Origin of the sequence: Parafrankia sp. FMc2, from assembly GCF_041008525.1 — a bacterium.
In the GTDB taxonomy this organism is placed as follows: Bacteria; Actinomycetota; Actinomycetes; order Frankiales; family Frankiaceae; genus Parafrankia.
Genome location: NZ_JBFLUG010000042.1, coordinates 36,457 through 61,987, shown reverse-complemented (window position 1 = coordinate 61,987; position 25,531 = coordinate 36,457). Strand labels below are relative to the sequence as shown.

Below are 25,531 nucleotides of genomic sequence, written 5' to 3'. Positions count from 1 at the left end.
AGAGGTTTATAAGAGACACGCAACCTCCCGCCGCAGCTCGGGACGTCACCTCCACCGGTGGGCCGGCAGTCGGGGTCAACTACGGGCAGGTCCTGCAACAGCGGTTCTCCAACCCGTTCCAGCTGCTGCGGCACGCCACGATCGATCTCGATCCGCTACCTGGGGATCTACGCCTGTCCGATCCGGCGGACACCAGCAACCCGGTCGCCCGGTTCCGGGGACGTACCGACCTCATCGGCAAGATCGACGCCTTCATCGGCCGGTGTGTGCAGCAGCGCCGGGGTGGCTATCTGCTGGTGGAGGCAGAGGCAGGTATGGGGAAGTCGGCGTTGGCGGCCTACCTGGCATTCACAAGGGTCTGGCCCGCGCACTTCACCCGCCTCCCAGAAGGACGCACCCCCGAAAAAGCCCGGCTCAACCTCGCCGCCCAACTCATCGCCCGCTGGCAGCTCCACGACGCCGCCCCCGGCGGAGTCCTGCCCGACAAGGCCGACAACACCACCTGGCTCTACGGCCGGCTCTGCGACGCCGCGAAGATCCGCGACCGCGACGAACCCGACCAGCCCGTGATCCTCCTCGTCGACGGCCTCGATGAAGCCCCACCCCCACCGGCCGGGGGGAGGCCGAGGGGGAGTTCCCCGGCCCTGCCACCGGGCACGGTCATCGTGGCCACCACCCGCCCCAGAACCAACGCCATCCCCACCGGATCACGGGTCGAACGCATCGATGTCGAAAGCACCACCAACCGACAGGATCTGCTCGACTACCTGAGCGCGATCACCGCCCACGACCCACTGATCATCAATGCCTTGGATCGGGCGGAGATGCCGGGAGACCGGTTCTGCCGGACGCTGCTCGACCGCTCCGGCGGAGTGTGGATCTACGCCCTGACCGTCCTTGACCAGATCCGCGACCACAACCGCAACCCCACCGACGTCGACAGCCTCCCCGTAGAACTCGCCGGCTACTACGCCGACAACCTCCACAGCTGGCGCGCCGACCTCGGCGACCGCACCTGGCAGGCCCACGGCCTCCCCGTACTCGCCACGGTGACCGCGATCCGCGAACCCCAGACCGCCGGCACGATCGCCACCTGGGCCGGCGTCCCCGAACCCGCCACCCGCGTGCTTCTCCGCGGTTCCTTCCGGCCCTTCCTCGCCACCCGCCGCGGGAACTCCGCCAGCCAGGACCTCTACCTCCCCCGTCACCAAAGCCTGAGCGACTTCACCACCGGCACCACCCTCGCCGACAGCGACAACGACGACCTGCGCGATCTCGCCGACGACCTGGCCGCCGCCACCCGCACCGCACACCAGCGCATCACCACGATGCTCACACCCCCCGGCCCACCCGACCAACGAAACTGGCAAGCCACCAGCGACTACACCCGTACTCACCTGGCCGAACACGCCGCGCACGCCGGCACCCTCTCCGATCTCCTCCACGACCCCGACTTCGCCCTCCGCATCGGGATCGGCCCCCTGCTCCAGCAACGACACCGCCTCACTGACCCCCAGGCGCACGCTGCCCTCGGCGCGCTCGAACTCGCCTCCGGGCGCGGCACCACCCACCGGTCCCGCCTGGAATGGATCGAGATCTCCGCCCGAAAAACCCGCGCTGGCACCCTCGCCGATAACACCGCCCGGCTTCTCCTCGGCCGGGACTGGCGACCCTCACACGCCATCTGGAACGGCACCACCCACCAAACCCTCACCGGCCACACCCGCGCGGTGACCGCCCTGGCCGTACTCACGCTCCCCGACCGGCGCACCCTGCTCGCCTCCGCCAGCAACGACCGGACCGTGCGGCTGTGGAACCCCACCAACGGACAGCCTTTCGGTGAACCCCTCACCGGCCACACCCGCGCGGTGCGCGCCCTGGCCGTACTCACGTTGCCCGACGGACGCACCCTGCTCGCCTCCGCCAGCAACGACCGGACCGTGCGGCTGTGGGACCCCACCAACGGACAGCCTTTCGGTGAACCCCTCACCGGCCACACTCGCCCGGTGAACGCCCTGGCCGTACTCACGCTCCCCGACCGGCGCACTCTGCTCGCCTCCGCCAGCGACGATGAGACCGTGCGGCTGTGGAACCCCACCAACGGAGAACCCGCCGGCGAACCCCTCACCGGCCACACCGACTGGGTGACCGCCCTGGCCGCCGTCGTGCTCCCCGACCGGCGCACCCTGCTCGCCTCCGCCAGTGACGATGAGACCGTGCGGCTGTGGGACCCCACCAACGGACAGCCTTTCGGTGAACCCCTCACCGGCCACACCGGGCCGGTGACCGCCCTGGCCGCCGTCGTGCTCCCCGACCGGCGCACCCTGCTCGCTTCCGCCAGCAACGACCGAACCATCCGGCTGTGGAACCCCACCAACGGAGAACCCCACGACACACCCCTCACCGGCCACACCGATGGGGTGACCGCCCTGACCGCCCTCACGCTCCCCGACCAGCGCACCCTGCTCGCTACCGCCAGCAACGACCGAACCATCCGGCTGTGGAACCCCACCAACGGACAACCCCACGACACACCCCTCACCGGCCACACCCGCCCGGTGACCGCCCTGGCCGCCGTCGTGCTCCCCGACCGGCGCACCCTGCTCGCTACCGCCAGCAACGACCGAACCATCCGGCTGTGGAACCCCACCAACGGAGAGCCCCACGACACACCCCTCACCGGCCACACCGGTCCGGTGACCGCCCTGGCCGCCGTCGTGCTCCCCGACCGGCGCACCCTGCTCGCCTCCGCCAGCGACGACGAGACCGTGCGGCTGTGGGACCCCACCAACGGACAGCCTTTCGGTGAACCCCTCACCGGCCACACCGATGGGGTGCGTGCCCTGACCGCCCTCACGCTCCCCGACCGGCGCACCCTGCTCGCCACCGCCAGCAACGACGAGACCGTGCGGCTGTGGAACCCCACCAACGGAGAACCCCACGACACACCCCTCACCGGCCACACCCGCGGGGCGACTGCCCTGGCCGCCGTCGTGCTCCCCGACCGGCGCACCCTGCTCGCCACCGCCAGCAACGACCGGACCGTGCGGCTGTGGGACCCCACCAACGGACAACCTTTCGGTGAACCCCTCACCGGCCACACCCGCCCGGTGACCGCCCTGACCGCCCTCATGTTGCCCGACGGACGCACCCTGCTCGCCACCGCCAGCTGGGACAAGACCGTGCGGCTGTGGGACCCCACCAACGGACAGCCTTTCGGTGAACCCCTCACCGGCCACACCGACACAGTGACCACCCTGACCGCCCTCACGCTCCCCGACCAGCGCACCCTGCTCGCCACCGCCAGCAACGACGAGACCGTGCGGCTGTGGGACCCCACCAACGGACAGCCTTTCGGTGAACCCCTCACCGGCCACACCCGCCCGGTGACCGCCCTGACCGCCCTCACGCTCCCCGACCAGCGCACCCTGCTCGCCACCGCCAGCAACGACGAGACCGTGCGGCTGTGGGACCCCACCAACGGACAGCCTTTCGGTGAACCCCTCACCGGCCACACCAGCATGGTGACCGCCCTGATAACCGTCACACTGCGCGGCGGAAGTACCCTGCTCGCCACCGCCAGCGACGACCAGACGATCCTCCTGTGGAAGACCGGCCAAGCTTCGGAATGACTAGCTGACCGCGAAAACGGACAGACCGGATGCACTTGTGCTCTCTGGAGCCTCGTCGAGGAAACGAAAGTACACCGTGTTCCACGTCACAAACAGGGAACCTGGCGCACGCCATAGCAGGACGATCTGACGCGTTCCGTGCCGGTGGCACACTAGCCGGGTGACAGGCGGGGGCAACACGGACGGCGCGATCGGTAGCGATCCGGGCTGGGACTTCTTCATCTCGTACACGGCGGCTGATCGTGAATGGGCGGAGTGGATCTCCTGGCAGCTCGAAGAAGCCGGCTACCGGGTGCTCGTCCAAGCCTGGGACTTCGTCGCCGGATCGAACTGGCAGGTCCGCATGCAACAAGGCGTGCAACATGCCCGACGCACGGTCGCGGTGCTCTCTCACGCCTACCTGACCTCGGTCTACGGGCAGGCGGAATGGCAGGCCGCCCAGGCTGCGGACCCCCTCGGCTTCGAACGCAAGCTCCTGCCCTTGCGGGTCGCAGATTGCCCACGGCCGGGGCTACTCGGCGCCGTCGTCTCCATCGACCTCTTCGACCATGACTCCGACAAAGCCGTCCGACACCTTCTCGACCACGTCCGCCACGCCCTCACCGGACGCGCCAAACCCACCACTGCACCGGCCTTCCCCACCAGTGCCCCTGATCCCGCCGACACTTCCACTTCCCCGAATGATCGACAGAGCCGTGAGGGATTACTCGCTTACCAACGCCGCACCCTCGGCCCTGACCACGTCAGCCCCCTGGAGTCTCTGCAGACCATCAGGAAGAGCACCGGCCACCGGACCCTCGCCGGCCACACCGACTGGGTTCGCGCCGTGACCGCCGTGCCGCTACATGACGGCCGCATCCTCCTCGCCACCTCCAGCGACGATCGCACCGTGCGGCTATGGGACCCCACCAGCACAGACCACGTCGCCACCATCACCGGCCACACCAACTGGGTGCGCGCCTTGGCGGCCGTGCCGCTGCATGACGGCCGCACCCTCCTCGCCACCGTCAGCGACGATCGCACCGTGCAGCTATGGGACCCCACCAGCACAGACCACGTCGCCACCATCACCGGCCACACCGGCTCGGTGACAGCCTTGGCGGCCGTACCGCTGCATGACGGCCGCACCCTCCTCGCCACCGCCAGCCACGACCGCGCCGTGCAGCTATGGGACCCCACCAACACAGACCACGTCGCCACCATCACCGGCCACACCGGCTCGGTGCGCGACATAGCGGCCGTGCCCTTGCATGACGGCCGCACCCTCCTCGCCATCGCCAGCCACGATCGCACCGTGCGGCTATGGGACCCCACCAGCACAGACCACGTCGCCACCATCACCGGCCACCACCAACACTCGGTGTCTACCTTGGCGGCCGTGCCGCTGCATGACGGCCGCACCCTCCTCGCCACCGCCAGCCACGACCGCGACGTGCAGCTATGGGACCCCACCAGCGCAGACCACGTCACCACCATCACCGGCTACAGCTACGGGATGCGCGCCTTGGCGGCCGTGCCGCTGCATGACGGCCGCACCCTCCTCGCCACCGCCAGCGACGATCGCACCGTGCGGCTATGGGACCCCACCAACACAGACCACGTCGCCACGATCACCGGCCACAAAAAGGCGGTGCACACGATGGCGGCCGTGCCGCTGCGCGACGGACGCACCCTGCTCGCCACCGCCAGCCACGACAAGATCATCCTCTGGGACGCCGGTCAAGTCTGGAATGCCCGAGGCCTTTAAGGATCAACCACCTCGGGTGCACTTGCGTTCTCTGGAGCCTCGTCGAGGAAGAGCACACCACCGCGGGGGACGGGACTCTGACTGATCGCGAACTCCCGACGACACCTCCCGCTCCCGGACAAGCGTCCTGGCATCCTCCATGCCTCAATGCTCTTCGGCGTGACCTGGTGTCAGTTGCCGCGGGCGGAAGACCGAGGTGGCGCAACCGATGGCGGCGTCGCACAGGTGTTTCGGCGTCCTCAGTCAGGCTCGGTGGACCGCAGCACGAGCATGCCGCCGATCTCCAGGACATCGTCCAGCAGATGTCGCACACCTTCGATCTCGTCGGCGGTGCAGTCGATCAGCACCTTGATCTCCACATCGCGCTTGACGAGATCTGCCGTCACGAAGAATCCCACGACGCCAGTGCAGGCGGCACTGCCGCAGAAGACATCCACACCGTCGCCGTCGGCGGCCACGGTGCCTTCCAGGTAGCCGTAGTCGACGGGATACACGGCCTGCGGCACTCGCGGATGCCTGCTTCCGGCCGGACGGTCCACTACCAGGCGCGAGGTAGCCACCAGCTCGCTGAGGATGCCAAAGAGGTGTTTCTCCGACATGATCGCCGCCTTCCAAGAACCGCGGAAACCGCCCGGCCCCCGCACCCAGGACGATGGTGCGGCCGAGCTGACTGGACGGCTGGGTGTGGGCGTTGTAGTCGAGGACGAGCTCCGTCCCGCTGGCGGATCGAAGGCCAGGTGACGCCGATCGCCGTCCGCGGTCTCCGAGGCGGCTCGAGGGCGGCCAGGCACGATCAGAGCGAACAGACCGACGCCGAGGAACCACCCCCGGTGATCTGCCCGGGAGCAGCAGCGCGGGGGCGGTTCGGACCCGGGCACCCGGGCACGTCCAGATCTGTCCACCGAATCCGCCCCGCCTCGCCGGGCGGGGCGTCACGGGATGGAGTGCCCGATGGCGATGAGCGAAGCCGAGGTCGAGCGCGCCCGCGCCGCCCAGCTGCCCGACGACGACGTCGTGGGTGTCCTGCTCCGTCAGCACGCCCGCGTCCGTGACCTCTTCGCCGACATCCAGAGCACGACGGGCGAGCACAGGAAGCAGGCCTTCGACGAGCTGCGCGCGCTGCTCGCGGTGCACGAGACGGCGGAGGAGATGGTCCTGCGGCCGGTGACCGCCGAGGCCGACCGGACCGTCGCCGAGGCCCGCAACCGGGAGGAGGACGAGGCCGCCCAGGTCCTCAGGGTGCTGGAGAAGATGGACGTCGACAGTGCCGAGTTCGACCGCCGGCTCGCCGAGTTCGAGAAGGCCGTCTCCGATCACGCCGAGCACGAGGAAAGCGAGGAGTTCCCACGCATCCGCGCCGCCCGCACCGAGGACCAGCTCGAGCACATGGGCCGCCGGCTGCGCACCGTCGAGAAGATCGCTCCTACCCATCCGCACCCGTTCACTGCGGGGTCACCAGCGGCCCAGTGGACCATCGGGCCGGTCGCCTCGATCATCGACCGGGTGCTCGACGCGGTGCGGTCATCGCATCGGCCGCCACGAGGTGGTCGGAGGGCATGACCGACAGCGATGGCAAGAGGCCCACCGGGGGCACGCCGACAGGTCCGGCTGTCTCCGGACCGCGCAGCGTCTCGTGCTGCTGTCCGTGCTACTCGTGACGCCCGGCCAGGCGGGGACGACGTTGGCCTCGTCCCGGGGGCGGTCCGTTTCCCTCCTCGTCGCGCGTTCCCTCCTCGTCGCGCGCATCGGGCGAGAACTGCGCCATCCGCGAAGGCGGGACGGTTTCGCGCCCGGCACCGCGGGGAGGGCGATGACGGAAGGAGCACCTGACGGAGCATGGCCGCCGAGGCCAGGATCCGGTGTCGGGACCACCCACAGGCCCGCTCGGAGCGTGTCGCTGATGGGAAAGGTGAAGCTGTTGAAGCAGGACGAGATCGTCTCCGCCGTCCGCGGGACCGCCCGGATAGACAGCGTCAAGCACGCCGAGGCCGCCGTGCGGGCGACTCTGTCGGTACTCGGCGAGCGGTTGTCCGGCGGGGAGACCAAGGACCTGGCCTCCCAGCTCCCGCCGCTGTTCGCCCAGGCACTGCCGCCAGCCGGCCGTGGCGAACGGTTCGGGCTCGACGAGTTCTATCGGCGCGTCGCCGAGCGGGAGGGCGAGGGCTGCGACGAGGCGCATGCCCGCCAACACGCCCGGGCGGTGGTCGCGGCGCTGAAGGCGTCGGTCGGTCCGGGCGAGTTCGAGGATGTCGCTGGGCAGCTCCCCAGCGACTACGCCGACCTGCTGGGCCGCGAGCCGGTCATCCACTACTGATCAGAGTCTGGAAGAACGACGGTCGGGTAGCCCGGCAGTGCCCTGTCAGAGGGTCCGGCGGCGTCTCGTCAGAGAGGTGCGGTCCAGCGCAGGTGAGTCCCACCGGCCGGCGCGGTCGTCGCGGTGAAGGTGCCGCCGAGCCCCTCGGCCCGTGCCCGTAGGTTGTCCAGGCCGCTGCGGCGGGCGGTGTCACCGAGGCCGACACCGTCGTCGACGGCCTCGAGGGTGACCGTGTCCCCCTCCACCGCCACGCGGATCTCGACCCGCGTGGCGTGGGCGTGCCGGGCGGCGTTGGTCAGGGCTTCCCTCGCCACGGCGAGGAGGTGGTCGGTGAGCTGGTCGTCGACGACGGTGTCGAGGGGACCGGTCAGGCTGAGGGCGGGGGCGAAACCGAGAGCGGGCCGCACCTCCGCGGCGATCTTTGTGAGCCCGGCGTGCAGGTGGCCGCGCCTGGCGGGCCCCTGCCCGCGCAGCTCGAAGATGGAGCGACGGATGTCCTTGATGGTGGCGTCGATGTCCTCGACGTAGCCGCTGAGCCGCTCGGCGTTCGACGGGTTCTCGTACTGCGCGAGATCCTGCATGCCGAGGGCGACGGCGAACATGCGCTGGATGACGTGGTCGTGCAGGTCGCGGGCGATGCGGCCGCGGTCGGCGAGGACCCTCAGGCGTTCCTGGTCGGCCTTGGTCCGGGCGAGCTCGAGGGCGACGGCGATGTGGCCGGCGAAGCCGGTGGCCACGTCGAGGTCGCTGTCGGTGAAGGCTCGGGCGCCGCGGTGCCGCCCGATGAGCAGGGCTCCGATGCACTGCTCGGCGCCGGTGACGAGAGGAAGGACGAGGAGCGGCCCGGTGTCCGGCCCGCGTTCGTCCGGGACCGCGTCGAGTTCCGCGTCGGCGACGCGCAGGGCCTGCCGTTCGCCGATCACCCGTCCGGTCAGCGTGTGCTCCAGTGGGATGAGACGACCGACGCGCTCGGTGTCGCCCTCGACCGGGACATCAGCCCCGCCCTCGACGGCGGGCGCCGTGAGCGCCGCGGCGACCCGGACATGCCCGCCGTGGTCCAGGTCTCCCTCCGGGTCGGCGTGGTCATCCGCGCGCAGCGCGAGAGCGACGAAGGACGCGCCGGCGACGTCCTGAACCCGGCGCGCGGCAGCGGTGAGCGCGTCGTCGGCGCCGGCCATCAGCAACCGGGCGACCTCCGCCGACGCAGTCATCCACAGATGCCGCTGCTGCGACTCGTGGTAGAGCCGCGCGTTCGCGATCGCCACGCCGGCGTTGGCCGCCAGAGCGAGGGCGAGCTCCTCGTCCTCCGCGGTGAAAGGAAGGCCGCCGTGTTTGTCGGTCAGATACAGGTTGCCGAACACCTGCCCCCGCACGATGATCGGCACCCCGAGGAAGGTCGTCATCGGCGGATGACCCGCCGGGAAGCCCTGGGAGCCGGCGGCGCCGGCGATGCCGTCGACGCGGCGCGGACGGGGGTCGTCGATGAGCAGGCCCAGCAGACCGTGCCCGGTAGGCAGATGCCCGATCCGATCGACGTCCGGCTCATCCATGCCGACGTGGACGAACTCCTCCAGTGTGCGGTCGGGCGCGATGACCCCCAGGGCGCCGTAGCGGGCCCCGAGCAGGTCGCAGGCGGCCTCGACGACACGCCGCAGCAGGACGGACAGCCGCAGGTCGGTGGTGATGATCTGGTTGGCCTGGAGCAGGCCGCGCAACCGCCCCTGCGTGGCCAGCACGTCCTGGGCCCGATCGACCAGCTGGCTGAGCAGGTCGTCGAGCTCCAGCCTGGCCACCGCGGGAAATGTCAGCCCGTCTCCCGGCGGCGGCACCGGCGGTACGACCGGCCCGGCCTGTGGGCTGCCGGCCTGTGGGCCGGTCGGATGCGTTGCATCCGACAGATATGAGGCAGATGACTGCGATCTTGCCGCCACGCCAGCAGAATACGCGAAGGCGCCTCGTTCGGCCGCTTTTCGCGAGGGCCCGGCAGCGGCCCGACCACACTGCGGTCCGGCCTTCGACTGCTGGTGGCGCGTCCATAGGATCGCTGGTCGTCACCGACAGAGCCTGTTCGACACCGGCGATCAGAGGACGGGAGTGTGGGCCCCCGGGCGACCTGCCTGCCGGTTCGCCAGGACCTTCGGTCCCTCCAGTGCGGCGCCACCGGCGGTCCCGCGCACCACGGCGACCGGGCAGCCGGCGTGCGCCACGCACTGCGAGCTCGTGGAGCCGAGCACGAGTTCCGCGAAACCACCCCGGCCCCGTGCGCCGAGAACCAGCATCTGCGCCCGGGCGGCCTCACTGATGAGTTCGCGACTCACCCCGCCCCGCACCAGCACCGGCTCCGCCTCGACTCCGGCGCCGGCCGGCCCATGGAGGACGCGCACAGCATCGTCAAGGAGCACACGGGCGGCGGCGCGGAACAGCTCGGCGGCGCGGAACAGCTCCTCGCCTGCCGCACCGGTCCCGTCCTCCAACGCGAGCGGCGGCGTCCAGACATGCACGACCCGTAGCCGGGCGGCCCTCAGCCGCGCCTCCCGAACAGCCCAGGCGAGCGCGACCTGGGAGGAGGCCGAGCCGTCGACACCCACGACGATCGGGCGGTGGCCCTCCCAGCCGGCGCCGCCGCCGTGCACGATGACGACCGGGACAGGCGCGCCGTGCAGGCAGGCGAGGCTGACCGAGCCGGTCGGCATGCGGCCGGACGGAGTCGCGCCGCGGGCACCCACAGCGAGCATCTCGGCGCCGTCGGCCTCGGCCAGCAACATCCGCACGGGAGGCCCGAAGACGGTCCGGGCCACGATACGGGCGTACGGCTCCTCCGCACGCACCCTGTCCACCGCCTCGTTGAGGATCCACTGGGCCGTCCACCGCGGATGTTCCGGCGACGTCGCCGGTGGCGGGCGCGATCCGTCCTGTGGCGGTCCGGCGGACGCCCAGGCCAGCACCGCGCGCACACCGGTCCCGCGGAGCACGGCCTCCCGGACGGCCCAGTGCAGTGCGCGCTCCGAGTCCGCGGAACCGTCGAGCCCGACCACGATGTCCCGACCGGGCCCGTCCGGCCAGCCGACCTCGTCGTCATCACCATGCAGGGCCCTCCAACGAGGCGGTGTCGCCGCCATCACTCAGCCCCCCCATCGTCGGCGCGTCACCCGCGCCTCGCCCTGACCGCCACGAGCGCGTTGCCACCGCGGGCGGGGCGGGCCTCATGCCGCCAGGTCGATCGCCAGCCGTGGCGGGTTCGACAGCTCGAGCACCCGGAAACCGACCCGGTCGTCAACGCCCAGGCCGTTCGGGGAGCGCACGTCGGGGACGTACCGCATGTCGTAGCCGGGGACCTGGTCCGCGAACTCGATCACCAGCCGGTCGAAGGCGACGCCGACAGCCACGTTGTGCCCGCTGCGTACCCCGACTACCGTCGCCGAGCCGGGCAGGGCGCGGTCCACACGACGCGGCTCACTCGACCAGACAACCGGCCGCGGCGCCGCCGTCGGGGACGGCGTGAGGAAGGCGAAGGTCGCGGTGGTTACTCGCCGGCCTGCTTCAAGAGGTAGACGGCGGCCTGCGTACGGCTGGCCAGGCCGAGCTTCTCCAGGATGCTCGACACGTAGTTCTTCACGGTCTTCTCCGACAGGCCCAGCCGGGTACCGATCTGCCGGTTCGTCAGACCGTCCGCGATCAGCTGCAGGATCTCCCGCTCACGCTGGTTCAGCGAGGCCAGCGCAGGATCCTGGTGCGGGCCCTCCCGCAGCCGCTCCAGCACCCGGCGGGTCACCGACGGCGCCAGCAGCGACTGCCCCGACGCCACCGCCCGGATCGCGCCGACCAGGTCGTTGCCCCGGATCTCCTTCAGCACGTAGCCGGCCGCCCCAGCCATGATCGCCGAGAACAGCGCCTCGTCGTCGTCGTACGACGTCAGGATCAGACACGCCACGTCCGGGAGGGTGGACCGCACCTCACGGCAGACGTCGATGCCGCTGCCGTCCGGCAGCCGCCCGTCCAGCACCGCCACGTCCGGGCGCAGGGCGGGAATGCGCCGCAGCGCCTCCGCGGCCAGCCCGGCCTCCCCGACGAGCTCGATGTCGTCATGCCGGGCGAGCGTCTGACGCAGACCGTTCCGCACGATCTCGTGGTCGTCGAGAACGAACACCCGGATCTTCTCCATGGGCCGCGACGATACGGCCTCGGGCACTGCCGGCGGAGCCGTTCGGCACACGGGAACAGGACCTGCTGCCCTCGGCAACCCTGCCGAAGGCTGCACAGGTCAGCCCGTGACCTGGGACATCCTCTTTTCTGACAGACCGGACGAACTGGGTCCGGCGAGCGGAACAACCTGCGCCACCAGCAACCAGGAGTGACGTGCCCCGGGTACCCCTGCGCCTCCCATCCCTGCCCCGCTACTCCCGCCGGTGGGTGCGCGGGGACGTCGCAAGTGGCCTGACCGTGGCCGCCTACCTGATCCCGCAGGTCATGGCCTACGGCGCACTCGCGGGCGTGGCGCCCGTGGCGGGCCTGTGGGCGATCGCGCCCGCCATCGTCGCCTACGCGGTCCTCGGGTCGTCGCGGCTGTTGTCGGTGGGCCCGGAATCCACCACGGCGCTGATGACGGCGGCCGCTGTCGCCCCGCTGGCGGCGGGTGATCCGAACCGGCACGCCGCCCTGGCCGCCACCCTCGCCGTGGGGGTCGGGGTCCTCGCGATCGCCGCCGGGATCGCCCGGCTCGGCGTCATCGCCCAGCTGCTCTCCCGGCCGATCCTCGTCGGCTACCTCGCCGGCGTGGCGGTCATCATGATCGTCGGGCAGACGGAGAAGGTGACCGGCGTCCCGGTCGACAGCGGGAGTCTGTACGGGGAACTCCACTCGTTCGCCGGCTCACTGCACCACCTGCACCTCGGCACTCTCGCCGTCTCCGCCGCGTCCCTCGCCCTGCTCGTCGCGCTCCACCGCTGGGCGCCCCGGCTGCCGAGCCCCCTCATCGTGATCATGATCGCGACCTTCGCGGTCTGGGTGTTCGGCCTCGACGGGCACGGCGTCCGGGTGGTGGGTGCCGTCGAGGGCGGCCTCCCGCATCTGGTGCTGCCCACGGGCTCCGACCTCGTCGACCTCGGGCCGTCCGCGCTCGGCATCCTCTTCGTCGGGTTCGCCGACAACATGCTCACCGCCCGTGCCTTCGGCGGTCGCGACAGCCACCGCATCGACGCCAACCGGGAGCTGTTCGCCCTGGGGGCGGCGAACCTGGGGGCGGGAGCAGGGCAGGGCTTCCCGGTCAGCAGCAGCGGGAGCCGCACCGCGCTCGCCGCGTCCAGCGGCGCGCGCACCCAGGGGTACTCCCTGGTCGCCCTGGTCGCCGTCGTCCTGGTCCTCACCTTCGGGCGCCCCGCACTGGCGATGTTCCCGAGGGCGACGCTCGGCGCGATCATCATCTTCGCCGCGGTCCGCCTGATCGACGTCGCCGGGTTCCGCCGGCTTGCCTCGTTCCGGCGCAGCGAGCTGTCGCTCGCGCTCACCGCCGCCGGCGGCGTGCTGGTCTTCGACATCCTGTACGGGGTCCTGGTGGCCATCGGCGTGTCGCTGCTGGACCTGCTGGCCCGGGTCGCCCGGCCGCACGACGCGGTGCTCGGGCAGGTCCCCGGCCTGGACGGGATGCACGACGTGGACGACTACCCGAGCGCCCACACCGTGCCGGGGCTGTTCGCCTACCGGTACGACTCGCCGCTCTTCTTCGCCAACGCCGAGAACTTCCGCCGCCGCGCACTCGCGGCCCTCGACGCGTGCACCGACGACGTCGACTGGTTCGTCCTCAACATGGAGGCCATCGTCGAGGTCGACATCACGGCTCTCGACGCCCTCGAGGACCTGCGCGCCGAGGTGACCGGCCGAGGCGTCGCCTTCGGCCTGGCCCACGTCAAGCACGACCTGCTCGACGACCTCACCGCGTACGGGCTGACCGCGAAGGTCCAGCCCGAAATGATCTTTCCCACCATGCGTGCCGCCACCGCGGCCCACCGCCCGCGCCCGGAGGGCCGGCACCCCTGAACGTGGAGGGTGCCTCGGACCGGGCGGCCCGGAGTGGTCTTCCGTGGCTGCCCTCGTGGGCCTGGGACCCTTCCTTGGTCCCGCTCGTCCGGGACCTTCGAACCCCGTCCGTGCTACTCAGGAATGCGGTACCCGGAGCGTTTCGGGGGCAGGGTCGAGACATGGGTGTGGCGACAGCGGCAGGTACGGTCCCTACCTCGGCGGCAGCCCCGGAACGGGCGGTGGCCTCGGTACCCCCGCGGCCCGGTCCAGCCGGGCCCGCGGTCATGGACGCGGCGGTGCAGCCGGCCCGGCTGGTCGAGACGCACACCTCCGTCCTGGTCTTCATGGGCGACCGGGTCTACAAGACCAAGAAGCCCGCCGACCTGGGGTTCCTGGACTTCCGCACGCGGCAGGCACGCCGAGCCGCCTGCCACGACGAGGTGGACCTGAACCGGAGACTGGCGCCGGACGTCTATCTCGGTGTCGCCGACGTGGTCGGCCCCGACGGCGACCTCTGCGACCACATGGTCGTCATGCGGCGCCTCCCGGCCGACCGCCGGCTGTCCGCCCTTGTCGCCGCCGGCGATGATGTCACCGGACACCTGCGGGCCGTGGCCCGCCTGCTCGCCGGCTTCCACAGCCGCTGCGAGACCTCCGCCCAGATCAGCGACGCCGCCTCTCCCGCCGCCCTGCGCCGGCTCTGGGACGAGGGCATGGCAGGCATCCAGCCCTACGTCGGAACCGTTCTCGACCCCGCCACCATCGACGCCCTCGGCCGCCTCGCCGCCCGTTACCTGGACGGGCGCGAACCCCTGCTTCGGGAGCGGCAGCGCCGCGGACTGATCCGGGACGGCCACGGCGACCTGCTTGCCGACGACATCTACTGCCTCGACGACGGCCCCCGCATCCTGGACTGCCTCGAGTTCGACCAGCGACTGCGCGTCGGTGACATCCTCGCGGACATCGCGTTCCTCGCGATGGACCTGGAACGCCTCGGCCGCCCCGATCTCGCCGCCTTCTTCCTGGACCGCTACCGCGAACACGCCGCGGAGACCCACCCCAGATCGCTGGAGCACCTCTACGTCGCCTACCGGGCGTTCGTCCGCTGCAAGGTCGCCTGCACCCGGCACGCCCAGGGCGACAGCTCCGCCGCGGCCGAGGCACGCGCACTCGCCACCCTGGCCCTGTCGAACCTGCGCCGCGGGCGGGTGCGGCTCGTGCTCGTCGGCGGGCCCGCGGAGTCGGGGCGCAGCCAGCTGGCCGCGGCCCTGGCCGAAGCGGAGGGATGGACACTGCTGCGGGCCGAGACCCCGGCCACCGGGCGAACGGCCGCCGGGGCCGCCGGGGCCGCCGGGGCCGCCGGGGTCGCCGGGGTCGCCGACAGCGGTCCGGACAGCGCGACCGGTGCCACCACCGACGCGGGGTACGACGAGCTGCTGCGGCACGCGCGCATCGCGGCCGAGCGCGGCGAGACCGTCGTCCTCGACGCTCCGTGGGCCCTGCGCCGCGACCGCCACCGCGCGGCGGCGCTGGCCCATGCCACCGCGGCCGACCTCGTCCAGCTCCGGTGTGCGCCCGCGGCTCACCCCCGGGCAGCGACGCAGCCGGCGCCGGTACTCCGACCGGTCAGCCCGTCATCCGGTTCCGGGTCCGCGGGTGAGCCACCTTCCGCTGATCCCTGGCCCGAGGCAAGAACCCTCCCGTACGCCAGCACACCCGAGGGCGTCCTGCGGGCCGCGCGGCGGGCGACGACATGACAATGACCGCAGGCACATGACAATGACCGCGGACGCATGACCGCGGACGCATGACCGCGGACAACAGTGCCGGGACACGGACCCGAACCCAGAGAAGAGCGAGCTCATGGTCACACGCGGGATGGTGATAACCGCCGATCAGGGGCGGGCCGCGGTGGAGGCCGCGGTCCTCGCCCCGTCGATCCACAACTCCCAGCCGTGGCGGTGGCGGTTGCGCGAGGACGCCCTGGAGCTGTCCGCGGATCTGGCCCGCGCGGTCCCCGTCGTCGACCCGGACCATCGGCAACTGGTGGTGAGCTGCGGCGCGGCGCTGCTCAACGCGTGGCTGACGCTGCGCGACGCCGGGCTCGACGTGGTGGTCGACGAGCTGCCGGACGGCACCGACATCCTCACCGGGAGGCTGGCCACCCTCCGTGTGATGGGCCGCCGACCGCCGACGGAGGACGAGGCGGCGCTCACCGCCGCGATCACCCGCCGGCACACCGAGCGCCGCCCGTTCGACCCCGCCGACCTCCCGGCCGAGCTGACCCGCGTCCTGCGGCGGGCGGCCGAGGCGGAGGGATGTTGGCTGGTCGCACTCGTCAACCCGGACGCCCGGGTGGAGCTGTCGGTGCTGCTGGCGCGGGCGGACTGGATCGAGACGCACGATCCGGCCTATCAGGCGGAGCTGCGGGAGTGGAGTCGCACGGATCCGAACGCGCCCGACGGCATCCCGCGCAGCGCGGTGGTCGGCTCCGGGCAGCCGCGCCAGTCGGAGTTCCCGCTCCGCGAGCTGGACGTCGTCGGCGAGGCCGGCCAGCGGTTGCGCCAGCTGGAGGTGGAGCACCCGGGCGTGCTGGTGCTCGGCACCGACGCGGACAGCGTGGCGGACCGGCTCCGCGCGGGGCGGGCGCTCGGCCGGGTGCTGCTCACCGCGACGGCTGCGGGCCTGGCCACCTCGCCGCTCGGCCAGGCGATCGACATCGAGGCGACCCGCGGCCTCGTCCGGGACACCACCGGCGGGAGCGGGGCCGCCCAGATGATCCTGCGGGTGGGCTACCCGGACGCGTCCGCTCCCGCGCTGCCGGCGACCCCACGCCGCCCGCTCTCCGAAGTCCTCGACACAGCCGGCTGATCTCCCGGTCAGGCCACGTGCGACCGGGTTTCCCGGCGCGGCCGGGCACCACTGGCTTCGGCGAGCGCGGGGCGGGCGCGGGGATGCGCGACCTTCTCGACGAGGTCGCGGGCCTGCTGCTGCTGGCTGCTCCCCCACAGCGCGGCGATGCCCTGCTCACTGACGACATGACTGTGCTGGAAGCTGGTCGTGGGTTCGGTCAGCGTGGACACGACCGTGGACACATCGGCCCTGGGATGCCAGCTGGGCAGGGCGATGACAGCCCGCCCGTCCTGCGCGTGCAGGGCGCCCGCGACGAAGTCCGGCTGCCCCCCGAATCCCGACCACACCGTGCCGCGGATGTACGAGGCGTTCGCCTGCGCGTGCAGGTCGATCTGGAGCGCGGTGTTGATCGAGGTCATCGCGTGCTGGCGGGCGATGACGGCGGGGTCGTTGACGGTCTCGGTGCGCAGCAGCCGTACCCGGGGGTTGCGGTCAAGCCACGTGTACAGCTCGTCCGAGCCGAACACGAAGCTGGTCACCAGCCGGGCGTCCGGGTCGAGGGCACCCGCTCGGTCGAGCGCGAGGACACCGTCGGAGAACGTCTCGGTCCACACCCGCAGCCCTCGCCGGCCCGTGAGCGAGGCGAGCGTGGCATCGGGCACCGCCCCGATGCCGAGCTGCAGGGTGGCACCGTCGACCACCAGCGCGGCGACCCTGCCACCGATCTCCCGCTGGACGTCGCCGGCCGGCCGTGGGGTGGGGCTGGCCAGCGGCATGTCGACCTCGACCGCCAGGTCCACCGCGTCGCAGGGGATCTCACCGTCGCCGAACGTGTAGGGCATCCTGCGGTTGAGCTGGGCGACGACCAGACCGCCGGCCGCCCGGGCCGCCTCCACCGCCGCGGGGAGGATGTTGACCTCGGTGCCCATCGACACCCGTCCGTCGACCGGGCGGCTGGTGTGCAGGACGACCACGTCGGGGCGGTGCGCGCCCGCGAACAGCCGCGGAACCAGGCTGAGACGGCTGGGCAGGTACTCCAGACCCGGGTGCCCCCGCATCCCGGGGCCGACGAACGGCGTCACCGGGATCACGCCTGCCCGGTCCGGGACGCCGTGCTGGGCGTTGAGGACGAACAGGCGGTACCCGGCCAGGGCACGGTCGACGGCGCCCAGGGCGACCGTCGGGGTCGCGAAGTTGCCGGACGCGACCACCGTCGGCAGCTGGTCGCCGTGGCCGGCCAGGCGGGCGGCGATCAGATCCGCCAGCAGGGTCTCACTCACGGTGTGCATACCCGTATCGTCCCGGCTTCGCCGGGCCGTCGCGAGGACTGCCGGCCGGGAACCCACCCGGCCTCAGCCGTGGAGGACGGCGACCGGGCAGTCCGCGTGCAGCGCGCACTGGTGCGCAGTGGAGCCGAGCACCAGTTCGGCGAAGCCGCCGCGCCCCCGGGTCCCCACCGCGAGAAGCTGGGCCTCGGCCGACGCGCGCAGCAGCGCGCGGGCCGGGGTGTCGTCGACCGCGAGCTGACGGACCTCGAGGTCGGCCTCGTCGTCGAGGTCGGCGGTCGCGACGTCGGCGAGAAGCCGCTCGGCGTCGGTGCGCAGCGAGGGGTAGAACTCGTCCGCGGACACACCGAAGCTGGTGATGTCGACACGGTAGCCGTACACCAGGTGCAGCGGCGCCCCACGCTCGGCGGCCTGCGCGGCGGCCCAGCGGACGGCCGCCTGCGACGGCTCCGAGCCGTCGACGCCGACCACGACCGGCCGCCGGTCCTGCGGGGCGGTCTCGTCCACGGGGCCGGCCTCATCTGCGTGACCGGCCTCGTCGGCGTGACCGGCCTCGTCGGCTGTCCCGCGGACGACCACGACCGGGCCGGAGGAACGGTGCAGGAGCCGGTGGGCGACCGAACCGGCGAGGATGCGGTGGGCCAGGCCCGGGCCGCGTGCTCCGACCACGGTCATCGCGGCGTTCTTGGCCTCCGCGACGAGGGCGTCCACCGGGTCCTGGTCGACGACGAGCCTGCGCAGCTCGACCGCCGGCCGCGGCGCCGGGACGCGGGCGATCGTCCGGTCGAGCATCTGGGCGGCCGCCGCCGCGAGAGCGCCGTGCTCCGCGGCGGCGGCCGCCTGGTAGACCGGCCGCGGCAGGCCGTCCGCGGTCCATCCCAGCAGGGCCGTGACCGGGCGCCGCTCGACCTGGGCCGTCCGGTAGGCCCAGCGCAGCGCGGCTTCGGAACCTGCGGAGCCGTCGATGCCGACGAGGATCCCCCGGGTGGGTTCGGTGCTCACGGCTGCCTCCTGGCTGTTGTCGGCCCCCGTTCGGGGGTGACGTGAAGTGCCCGCCCCAGCGTGGCGTGGCGAGAGGATCGCCGGGACCGACGAAGGTCCCGCCGGCACGGGGCAGGAGGTCGGGTGGGCCGGCGTCCCGATCGTCCCCTGACGGCCCGGCCCGAACGGGGCATCGTTTTCCGCGGAGGGAGTCGGACCACGACGGACGATCTCGGAGCCCGGATTACTCGGCTGGCCCCGGATCACCGTACGTCGATGGTCGTGGCGCATTTCGTCCCGAACATGTCTGGAGACGTCGATGCTGGTTCAGGAGAGTTCGGTGCAGGAGCTTCGTCTCGACAGTCGGGAGACCGTGGAGACGCACACCGCGATCCTTTTCCTGACCGAGGACCGCGTCTACAAGCTGCGCAAGCCGGTCGACCTCGGCTTCGTGGACCTCAGGACCCGGCAGACGCGGCTGGCTGCCTGCGAGGACGAGGTGCGCCTCAACCGTCGACTGGCCCCGGATGTCTACCTCGGCGTCGCCGACATTCGGGACGAGCGCGGTCGACCGCACGACCACATGGTCGTGATGCGCCGGATGCCCGCCGACCGCAGGCTTTCGGAACTGGTGCGCGGCGATGCCGACCTGACCGGCGAGCTGCGCGCGATCGCCCGCACGATGGCGGCCTTCCACGAACGCTGCGAGAGCTCGCCGGAGATCTCCCGGGCCGGTGGGCTCGCCAATCTGGAGGCGCTGTGGCTGGAGGCGATGAACGCCGTGGCGCCTTTCTGCGGCTCGATCCTGGACGCCGGCACCGTCGACGAGATCGGCCGGCTTGCCCTGCGGTACCTGGCCGGGCGGGGACCCCTGCTGGCGGAGCGGCAGCGGGCCGGGCGCATCCGCGACGGGCACGGCGACCTGCTCGCCGACGACATCTACTGCCTGGACGACGGCCCCCGCATCCTGGACTGCATCAACTTCGACCGCCAGCTCCGCGTCGGAGACGTCCTCGCCGACGTCGCCTTCCTCGCGATGGACCTGGAGCGGCTCGGAGCCCCGGCCGCGGCCCGGGCCTTCCTCGACGCGTACCGCGAGTTCTCCGGCGAGACCCATCCGGCGTCGCTGGAGCACCTCTACATCGCCTACCGGGCGTTCGTCCGGGTACGCATCGCCTGCATCCGCGACCATCAGGGCGATCCGGACGCCGCCGAGGAGGCCCGCCAGCTCGCCGACATCGCGCTGACGCACCTCCGTCGAGGCCGGGTGCGGCTGGTACTGGTCGGCGGGCTGCCCGGCACGGGCAAGTCGACACTGGCGAGCGGTCTGGTCGCCGCGCAGGACGAGTGGGCCCTGCTGCGCTCGGACGTGGTGCGCAAGGAGCTCGCCGGCCTCGCCCCGCACGTCGCGGTCGATGTCGCCCCCGGAACCGGTATCTACAACGCCGAGTCCACCGAGCGCAGCTACGCCGAGCTGGTCACGAGAGCCCGGCGGGCGCTGGAACGCGGGCAGAGCGTCGTCCTCGACGCCTCGTGGTCATCCCGGCGGTTCCGGGAGCTCGCGGCCGAGGCGGCGAAGGAGACCGGCGCCGACCTGACGCAGGTCCGCTGCGTGGCGCCGACGCGGATCGCCGTCGCCCGCATCGCGTCGCGACGGGCCGGGCAGGCATGCGGCACCGGCGCGGACGCCTCGGACGCGACCGGTGCGGTGTACGCGTCGATGGCGCACCGGGCCGACCCCTGGCCGACCGCGCTCGACGTCGACACCACGGCCTCCGTCGCCCAGACGGTCGCCGCCGCGGCGCGGATCGTCGACTGACGCCGACCGGCGCCGCCACCGTCCGGAACACGCGGCCGCCCAGAAAGCCCGCCAGCCCGGCGTGCGGCCGGAACCGGCCCTCGCAGAGACTCTCCCGTCGCGTGTTCACTGCACGGGAGACGAGCTTCCGCCGGGCCGCGAAGGAGAGAGTGCGTTGACGTCCTCCCCGCCCTGAAGGGCGGGGATTCCAACTCCTACACGCCCACGAGGGGAGGTGCGGAATGTTGAGGTTCGCGGTTCCTGGGCTCCGGCAACCCGGTGCCTCCCCGCGCAGTCACGGCCCGTCCAGCCGCGATGTTGCATGCCGCGTTGGTGTCGGCGTTGGCCGTGTGCCCGCAGGCGACGCACCGGAATCGCGCTTGGCTCTCGCGCGATGCGGCGGCGACATGCCCGCAGACCGAGCAACGCTGACTCGTGTAGGCGGCCGGGATCCTCTCGATCCGGCCGGGCGCTTTCTGCTCCAGCCGTCGAACGAGCAGCCCCCACCCGTTGGCGAGGATGCCGCGGTTCAACCCGGCTTTCTGCCGGACGTTCCTCCCCGGCTCGGCGACCGTGCCGCGTGCCGACCGGGTCATCCCGCGGATGTTCAGGTCTTCCACCCGGATCAGGTCGTACCGGCGGGCGAGGTCCGTGGACGTCTTCTCGGCCCAGTCCTTGCGCCGCTCGGCTTCCCGGGCTTTCACCCGGGCGATCTGGTCCCGGAGCCGGGCGCGCCGGTTGCTGCCCCGCCTGGCCTTGGCCATCCGGCGTTGCATTCGGCGGAGCCGTTCCGCTTCTTTCGGCCGCAGCCCGGGGCAGACCAGCAGCTCCCCCGTCGACAGTGCGGCCGACACCGCCACCCCGCGATCCACCCCGACGATCTTCCCGGTTCCGGGGGCGTCGATCGGTTCGGGTGCGACGGCGAAGGCGATGTGCCAGCGGCCCGCCCGGTCCCGGGTGATCCGATAGGACCTGAAGTCCGGAACCTTCCGCGACACGCGGAACTTCACCCAGCCGACCTTCGGTACCCAGCAGCGGGACCACTTCCGGTTCAGCTTTTCGACCCTGGCGTTTCTCCCCACGATCTGGAAACCCTCGGACTGGCCGCGCTTCCGGTAGCCCGGATGCCTGTGCGAACCGTTGAAGAAGTTACACATAGCCTGGTCGAAATCCCGCAACGCCTGCTGCTGAACCGTCTGCGACCCAGCCCGCAGCCAGTCGAACTCCGCACGTGCATCGGTCAACTGCCGGCAACGTTCCAGATGGTTCGGCGCCCTCCCCCGAGAGGGGGTCCACCACGACTGCTGTTCGACGGCAAGATTCCAGACAAAACGCGCATGCCCGCAGTGCTCCTCGAGCCCGGCGACCTGTCCGGGTGCCGGATCGAGCCGGTAGCGGGACATGATCCGATTCTACTGAAAGGATTTCGTATGCGTTCCCGCGTAGGGCACCGTTTCCTCCCCGGTCTGAAGGCCGCGGTATCCACGGCGAGATCCCGATGGCCGGAATCGTGGTCGGAGTGGACGGGTCGGCCGACGCCGAGGAGGCGCTGCGGTGGGCGATGGCGCAGGCGCGCAGGCAGGACTGCCCGCTCACGGTGATGCTCGCCTGGGATCCGAAGCACTGCCCGCCCGCCGTGTCCTCGGCGACCGGGACGGCGGGTGCGGAGAAGGCGGGCGCCGGGACGGCCGGCGAACACGAGACCGAGGCCGCGGCCTACCACGTGCTGCACACCGCGATCAGCCGCGCAGCCACGCCCTCCCAGCCCACCGCGATGGTCCAGAAGGTGGAGCGACGGGACGCGGCCGAGGCGCTGCTCGACGCCTCCGCCGAGGCGGAGATGCTGGTCCTGGGGCTACACGGGGCCAACCGGAAGCACCGTCTGTTCGCCGGGTCGGTCACCGACAGCTGCCTGCACAGGGCGAGCCCGACGGTGGTCGTCGTGCGGTCCGGCCACCTCCGGTCGTCGGGCCCGGTGGTCGTCGGTGTGGACGGCTCCGCGGCCTCGGTCGCGGCGCTGCGGGTGGCTGCGTCGCAGGCCAGGTCGCGTGAGACCAGCCTGCGTGTCGTGCACTCCTGGCTCCCGATGGCCCCGCTCTACCCGGGGGCGTACGCAGGGCTGGACCTCCTGGTCCTGAAGAAGGCGGCGCGGGCGCTGCTGGACGACTGCGTCGCACAGGTCCAGGAGGAGAACACCGACCTGCGGCTCGAGCCGGTGCTGGTCGAGAGCGCGGCGGCGGCGGGCCTGCTCCGGATGTCCACCGACGCGAGCCTGCTCGTCGTCGGCGCCCGCGGCCACGGCGGGTTCGCCGGGCTGCTCCTCGGCTCCGTCAGCCACCAGTGCGTGCACCACGCCGGCTGCCCGGTCGCGGTCGTCCGGGCAGCCGACTAGCTGGCAGCCGGGTTCAGATGTCGCCGCCCGACCAGGTCCACTCCCGGATCTCGGGCAGGTCCTCGAAGTGCTCGGTGACGTGGGCGTGGTGGCGGGTCAGCTGGTCCTGGCAGTGACTGACCAGGCGGTCCGTGCCGGGACGGGTCGTCCGGGCGAACTCCACGGCGAGCTGGGCCAGGTGATAGCGGCTCAGGCCGTTGCGCACGACCATGTCGAACGGAGTCGTCGTCGTGCCCTGCTCGGTGAACCCGCGAACATGGAACCGTTGCGGGTTCGCCCGGCCGTGCAGCAACTGGTGGACAGCCCGGCTGTAGCCGTGGAAGCCGACGACCACATCCGTCGCATCGGTGAACAGCGCGCGGAACATCGGCGTCGAGAACCCGTGCGGATGCAGGTCCGAACGCAGCAGGGCCATCAGGTCCATGACGTTGACGACCCGGACGGCCAGGCTGGGCACGTACCGGCGGAGCAGGTCCGCGGCCGCGAGGATCTCCAGCGTCGGCACGTCACCGATCCCGGCGAGGACCACGTCGGGCTCACGGTCGAGGCCGGCCTCGGTGCCGGCCCAGTCCCAGACCGATCCGCCGCGGGCCGCGTGCTCGTCGGCCTCGTCGGCGGTCAGGTACTGCAGGTGCGGCTGCTTGTCGGCGACGATCAGGTTGACGTGGTCGCGACTGCGCAGGCAGTGGTCGGCGACCGAGAGCAGGCTGTTCGCGTCCGGCGGCAGCCAGACCCGGACGACCCCGGGTGAGAGCGGCACGGCTGTGTCGATGAGCCCCGGCCCCTGGTGGGAGAAGCCGTTGTGGTCGTTGCGCCAGCAGGTGCTGGTCAGCAGGACGTTCAGGCTGGGCACGGGGGCGCGCCACGCCAGCCGGCTCGCCTCCTGGAGCCACTTGGTGTGCTGGATGAGCATCGACGCCGACACCATCGCGAACGCCTCATAGGTGGCGAACAGGCCGTGCCGGCCGGTCAGGGTGTAGCCCTCCAGCCAGCCCTCGCACAGGTGCTCGGAGAGGACCTCCATCGCCCGGCCGTCCGGGCTGACCCGGTCGTCGCGCGGGTCGGTCGGCGCGACCAGGCAGCGGTCGGTGACGTCCAGGATCGCCCCGAGCCGGTTGCTGGCCAGCTCGTCCGGGCTGAAGACCCGGAACGTGGTCGGGTTGTCCCGGTAGGCGTCGGCCAGCAGCTCGCCGAGCGGCCGGGTCGTCTCGTGCACGAGGCTGCCGCGCCGGGCCGGGTCGACTTCCAGCGCGTGGGCCCGCCAGTCACGCAGCCGCAGCGGCTCGGTGCGCACGCCGCCGTTGGCGTAGCTGGTGGCGCCGAGGCGCGCCGAGCCCTCCGGGGCGAGCGCCGCCAGCTCGGGAACCAGCCGCCCGTCGGCGTCGAACAGCCGCTCCGGCTCATAGGAACGAAGCCAGGTCTCGAGCTGGGCGAGGTGCTCGGGATTGTCCCGCACCCCTGCCAGCGGCACCTGGTGCGCGCGGAACGTGCCCTCGACGAGGACACCGTCCACCTCGTGCGGACCGGTCCAGCCCTTGGGTGTCCGCAGCACGATCATCGGCCAGATCGGCGCCTCGGTGACGGTGCGGCCCGGCTGCCGGGCCGTCCGCTGGATGTCGCGGATGCGGGTGTGCGCGGTGGTCAGCGCGGCGGCAAAGGCGCGGTGCACCTCGCGGACATCGTCGCCCTCGACCCAGAGGACGTCGTACCCGTGGCCGGCGAACAGGTGGTTCAGCCGCTCGCGGGGAAGGCGGCCGAGCACCGTCGGGTTGGCGATCTTGTATTCGTTGAGGTTGAGGATCGGCAGCACCGCGCCGTCCCGGGCCGGGTTGAGGAAGTCGACGCCCTTCCAGCTGCCCTCCAGCGGGCCGGTCTCGGCCTCACCGTCGCCGACCACCGCGGCGACCAGCAGATCGGGGTGGTCGAACGCGGCACCGAAGGCGTGGACGAGCGCGTAGCCGAGCTCGCCGCCCTCGTGGATCGAGCCCGGCGTCGGGACGCTGACATGGCTGGGGATGCCGCCCGGCGTCGAGAACTGCCGCACCAGCCGGGTCAGCCCGGCGACGTCGGGCGACACGCCCGGATAGATCTCCGAGTAGGTGCCCTCCAGGTAGGTGTTGGCGACCAGCGCCGGCCCGCCGTGCCCGGGGCCGGCGACATAGAGCACGTCCTGACCGGTCCGGCGGACCAGCCGGTTCAGGTGGGCGTAGACCAGGTTCAGCGCCGGCGACGTCCCCCAGTGCCCGAGCAGCCGCGGCTTGATGTCGTCGCGGCACAGCGGCCGGCGCAACAGCGGGTTGTCCATCAGGTAGATCTGCGCCGCAGTCAGGTAGTTCGCCGCGTTCCAGTAGTCGATCAGCCTGCCCAGCTCGGACTCGTTCAGAGTGGACTCGTCGAGCTCGCGGCCTGACAGCAGCCCTGGGAATGTCATACGTCATTCTTTCCGGTGCGGTGCCGCTCGGCCCGCGGCCTCGCGCCGGCGGCCGTGTTCTGCTGATCGGTCACGGTACTGA

The 25,531-nt window shown here is 71.9% G+C and carries 17 protein-coding genes and 1 pseudogene; 9 read left to right on the top strand and 9 right to left on the bottom strand.

The window, feature by feature from the left end; all coding sequences use genetic code 11:
- Together AB1460_RS16805 and AB1460_RS16800 are read left to right on the top strand one after the other, a co-directional pair.
- Window positions 1–3,632, top strand: a pseudogene (locus AB1460_RS16805) (hypothetical protein); the annotation flags it as partial.
- Window positions 3,633–3,792: 160 nt separating this feature from the next.
- Complete coding sequence (locus tag AB1460_RS16800) at window positions 3,793–5,379, top strand: toll/interleukin-1 receptor domain-containing protein (RefSeq protein WP_368962358.1); 1,587 nt, start codon at window positions 3,793–3,795, stop codon at window positions 5,377–5,379.
- A gap of 239 nt (window positions 5,380–5,618) precedes the next feature.
- Here the strand turns inward: AB1460_RS16800 and AB1460_RS16795 are convergent, their stop codons facing one another.
- The gene (locus AB1460_RS16795; protein WP_420497290.1) at window positions 5,619–6,023 is read right to left on the bottom strand and encodes an inorganic pyrophosphatase; all 405 of its coding nucleotides are present in this window, start codon (window positions 6,021–6,023) and stop codon (window positions 5,619–5,621) included.
- Window positions 6,024–6,330: 307 nt separating this feature from the next.
- Between AB1460_RS16795 and AB1460_RS16790 the strand changes: the two genes are divergently transcribed.
- Together AB1460_RS16790 and AB1460_RS16785 are read left to right on the top strand one after the other, a co-directional pair.
- Complete coding sequence (locus AB1460_RS16790; RefSeq protein WP_368962357.1) at window positions 6,331–6,939, top strand: hemerythrin domain-containing protein; 609 nt, start codon at window positions 6,331–6,333, stop codon at window positions 6,937–6,939.
- Window positions 6,940–7,279: 340 nt separating this feature from the next.
- The gene (locus AB1460_RS16785) at window positions 7,280–7,693 is read left to right on the top strand and encodes a DUF2267 domain-containing protein (protein ID WP_368962355.1); all 414 of its coding nucleotides are present in this window, start codon (window positions 7,280–7,282) and stop codon (window positions 7,691–7,693) included.
- A 68-nt stretch (window positions 7,694–7,761) separates the two neighbouring features.
- Here the strand turns inward: AB1460_RS16785 and AB1460_RS16780 are convergent, their stop codons facing one another.
- The 4 genes from AB1460_RS16780 to AB1460_RS16765 form a co-directional block, all read right to left on the bottom strand.
- Window positions 7,762–9,486: a GAF domain-containing sensor histidine kinase gene (locus AB1460_RS16780; RefSeq protein WP_368962354.1), complete on the bottom strand. Its 1,725-nt coding sequence runs from the start codon at window positions 9,484–9,486 to the stop codon at window positions 7,762–7,764.
- Window positions 9,487–9,774: 288 nt separating this feature from the next.
- Window positions 9,775–10,812, bottom strand: coding sequence for a universal stress protein (locus AB1460_RS16775; protein ID WP_368962353.1), 1,038 nt, complete (start codon window positions 10,810–10,812; stop codon window positions 9,775–9,777).
- 84 nt (window positions 10,813–10,896) lie between these two features.
- Window positions 10,897–11,136, bottom strand: coding sequence for a hypothetical protein (locus AB1460_RS16770; RefSeq protein WP_368962351.1), 240 nt, complete (start codon window positions 11,134–11,136; stop codon window positions 10,897–10,899).
- A gap of 80 nt (window positions 11,137–11,216) precedes the next feature.
- Entirely contained in the window at window positions 11,217–11,855 is a 639-nt protein-coding gene (locus tag AB1460_RS16765; protein ID WP_368962364.1) for a response regulator, read from the bottom strand.
- A 194-nt stretch (window positions 11,856–12,049) separates the two neighbouring features.
- On the opposite strand from AB1460_RS16765, the gene AB1460_RS16760 reads away from it, so the two are divergent.
- From AB1460_RS16760 to AB1460_RS16750, 3 genes are all read left to right on the top strand, one after another.
- Window positions 12,050–13,726, top strand: coding sequence for a SulP family inorganic anion transporter (locus AB1460_RS16760; protein WP_368962350.1), 1,677 nt, complete (start codon window positions 12,050–12,052; stop codon window positions 13,724–13,726).
- A gap of 161 nt (window positions 13,727–13,887) precedes the next feature.
- Window positions 13,888–15,465 carry an AAA family ATPase gene (locus AB1460_RS16755; RefSeq protein WP_368962348.1) on the top strand — a complete coding sequence of 526 codons (1,578 nt, stop codon included), beginning with the start codon at window positions 13,888–13,890 and terminating at the stop codon, window positions 15,463–15,465.
- A gap of 106 nt (window positions 15,466–15,571) precedes the next feature.
- Window positions 15,572–16,579 (top strand): Acg family FMN-binding oxidoreductase, encoded by a 1,008-nt coding sequence (locus tag AB1460_RS16750; RefSeq protein WP_368962347.1) that lies wholly within the window; start codon window positions 15,572–15,574, stop codon window positions 16,577–16,579.
- A gap of 8 nt (window positions 16,580–16,587) precedes the next feature.
- Here AB1460_RS16750 and AB1460_RS16745 read toward each other — a convergent pair whose 3' ends face one another.
- Entirely contained in the window at window positions 16,588–17,850 is a 1,263-nt protein-coding gene (locus AB1460_RS16745; protein WP_368962345.1) for an acetyl-CoA hydrolase/transferase family protein, read from the bottom strand.
- A gap of 63 nt (window positions 17,851–17,913) precedes the next feature.
- Window positions 17,914–18,849, bottom strand: a complete 936-nt coding sequence (locus AB1460_RS16740; RefSeq protein WP_368962344.1) for a universal stress protein — start codon at window positions 18,847–18,849, stop codon at window positions 17,914–17,916.
- Between the two features lie 298 nt (window positions 18,850–19,147).
- Between AB1460_RS16740 and AB1460_RS16735 the strand changes: the two genes are divergently transcribed.
- Window positions 19,148–20,647 (top strand): AAA family ATPase, encoded by a 1,500-nt coding sequence (locus tag AB1460_RS16735; RefSeq protein WP_368962343.1) that lies wholly within the window; start codon window positions 19,148–19,150, stop codon window positions 20,645–20,647.
- A gap of 194 nt (window positions 20,648–20,841) precedes the next feature.
- Here the strand turns inward: AB1460_RS16735 and AB1460_RS16730 are convergent, their stop codons facing one another.
- The gene (locus AB1460_RS16730; RefSeq protein ID WP_368962341.1) at window positions 20,842–22,029 is read right to left on the bottom strand and encodes an RNA-guided endonuclease InsQ/TnpB family protein; all 1,188 of its coding nucleotides are present in this window, start codon (window positions 22,027–22,029) and stop codon (window positions 20,842–20,844) included.
- Between the two features lie 95 nt (window positions 22,030–22,124).
- Between AB1460_RS16730 and AB1460_RS16725 the strand changes: the two genes are divergently transcribed.
- Complete coding sequence (locus AB1460_RS16725; RefSeq protein WP_368962339.1) at window positions 22,125–23,018, top strand: universal stress protein; 894 nt, start codon at window positions 22,125–22,127, stop codon at window positions 23,016–23,018.
- A gap of 13 nt (window positions 23,019–23,031) precedes the next feature.
- Here AB1460_RS16725 and AB1460_RS16720 read toward each other — a convergent pair whose 3' ends face one another.
- The gene (locus tag AB1460_RS16720; RefSeq protein ID WP_368962338.1) at window positions 23,032–25,449 is read right to left on the bottom strand and encodes a phosphoketolase; all 2,418 of its coding nucleotides are present in this window, start codon (window positions 25,447–25,449) and stop codon (window positions 23,032–23,034) included.
- Window positions 25,450–25,531 lie beyond the last annotated feature (82 nt).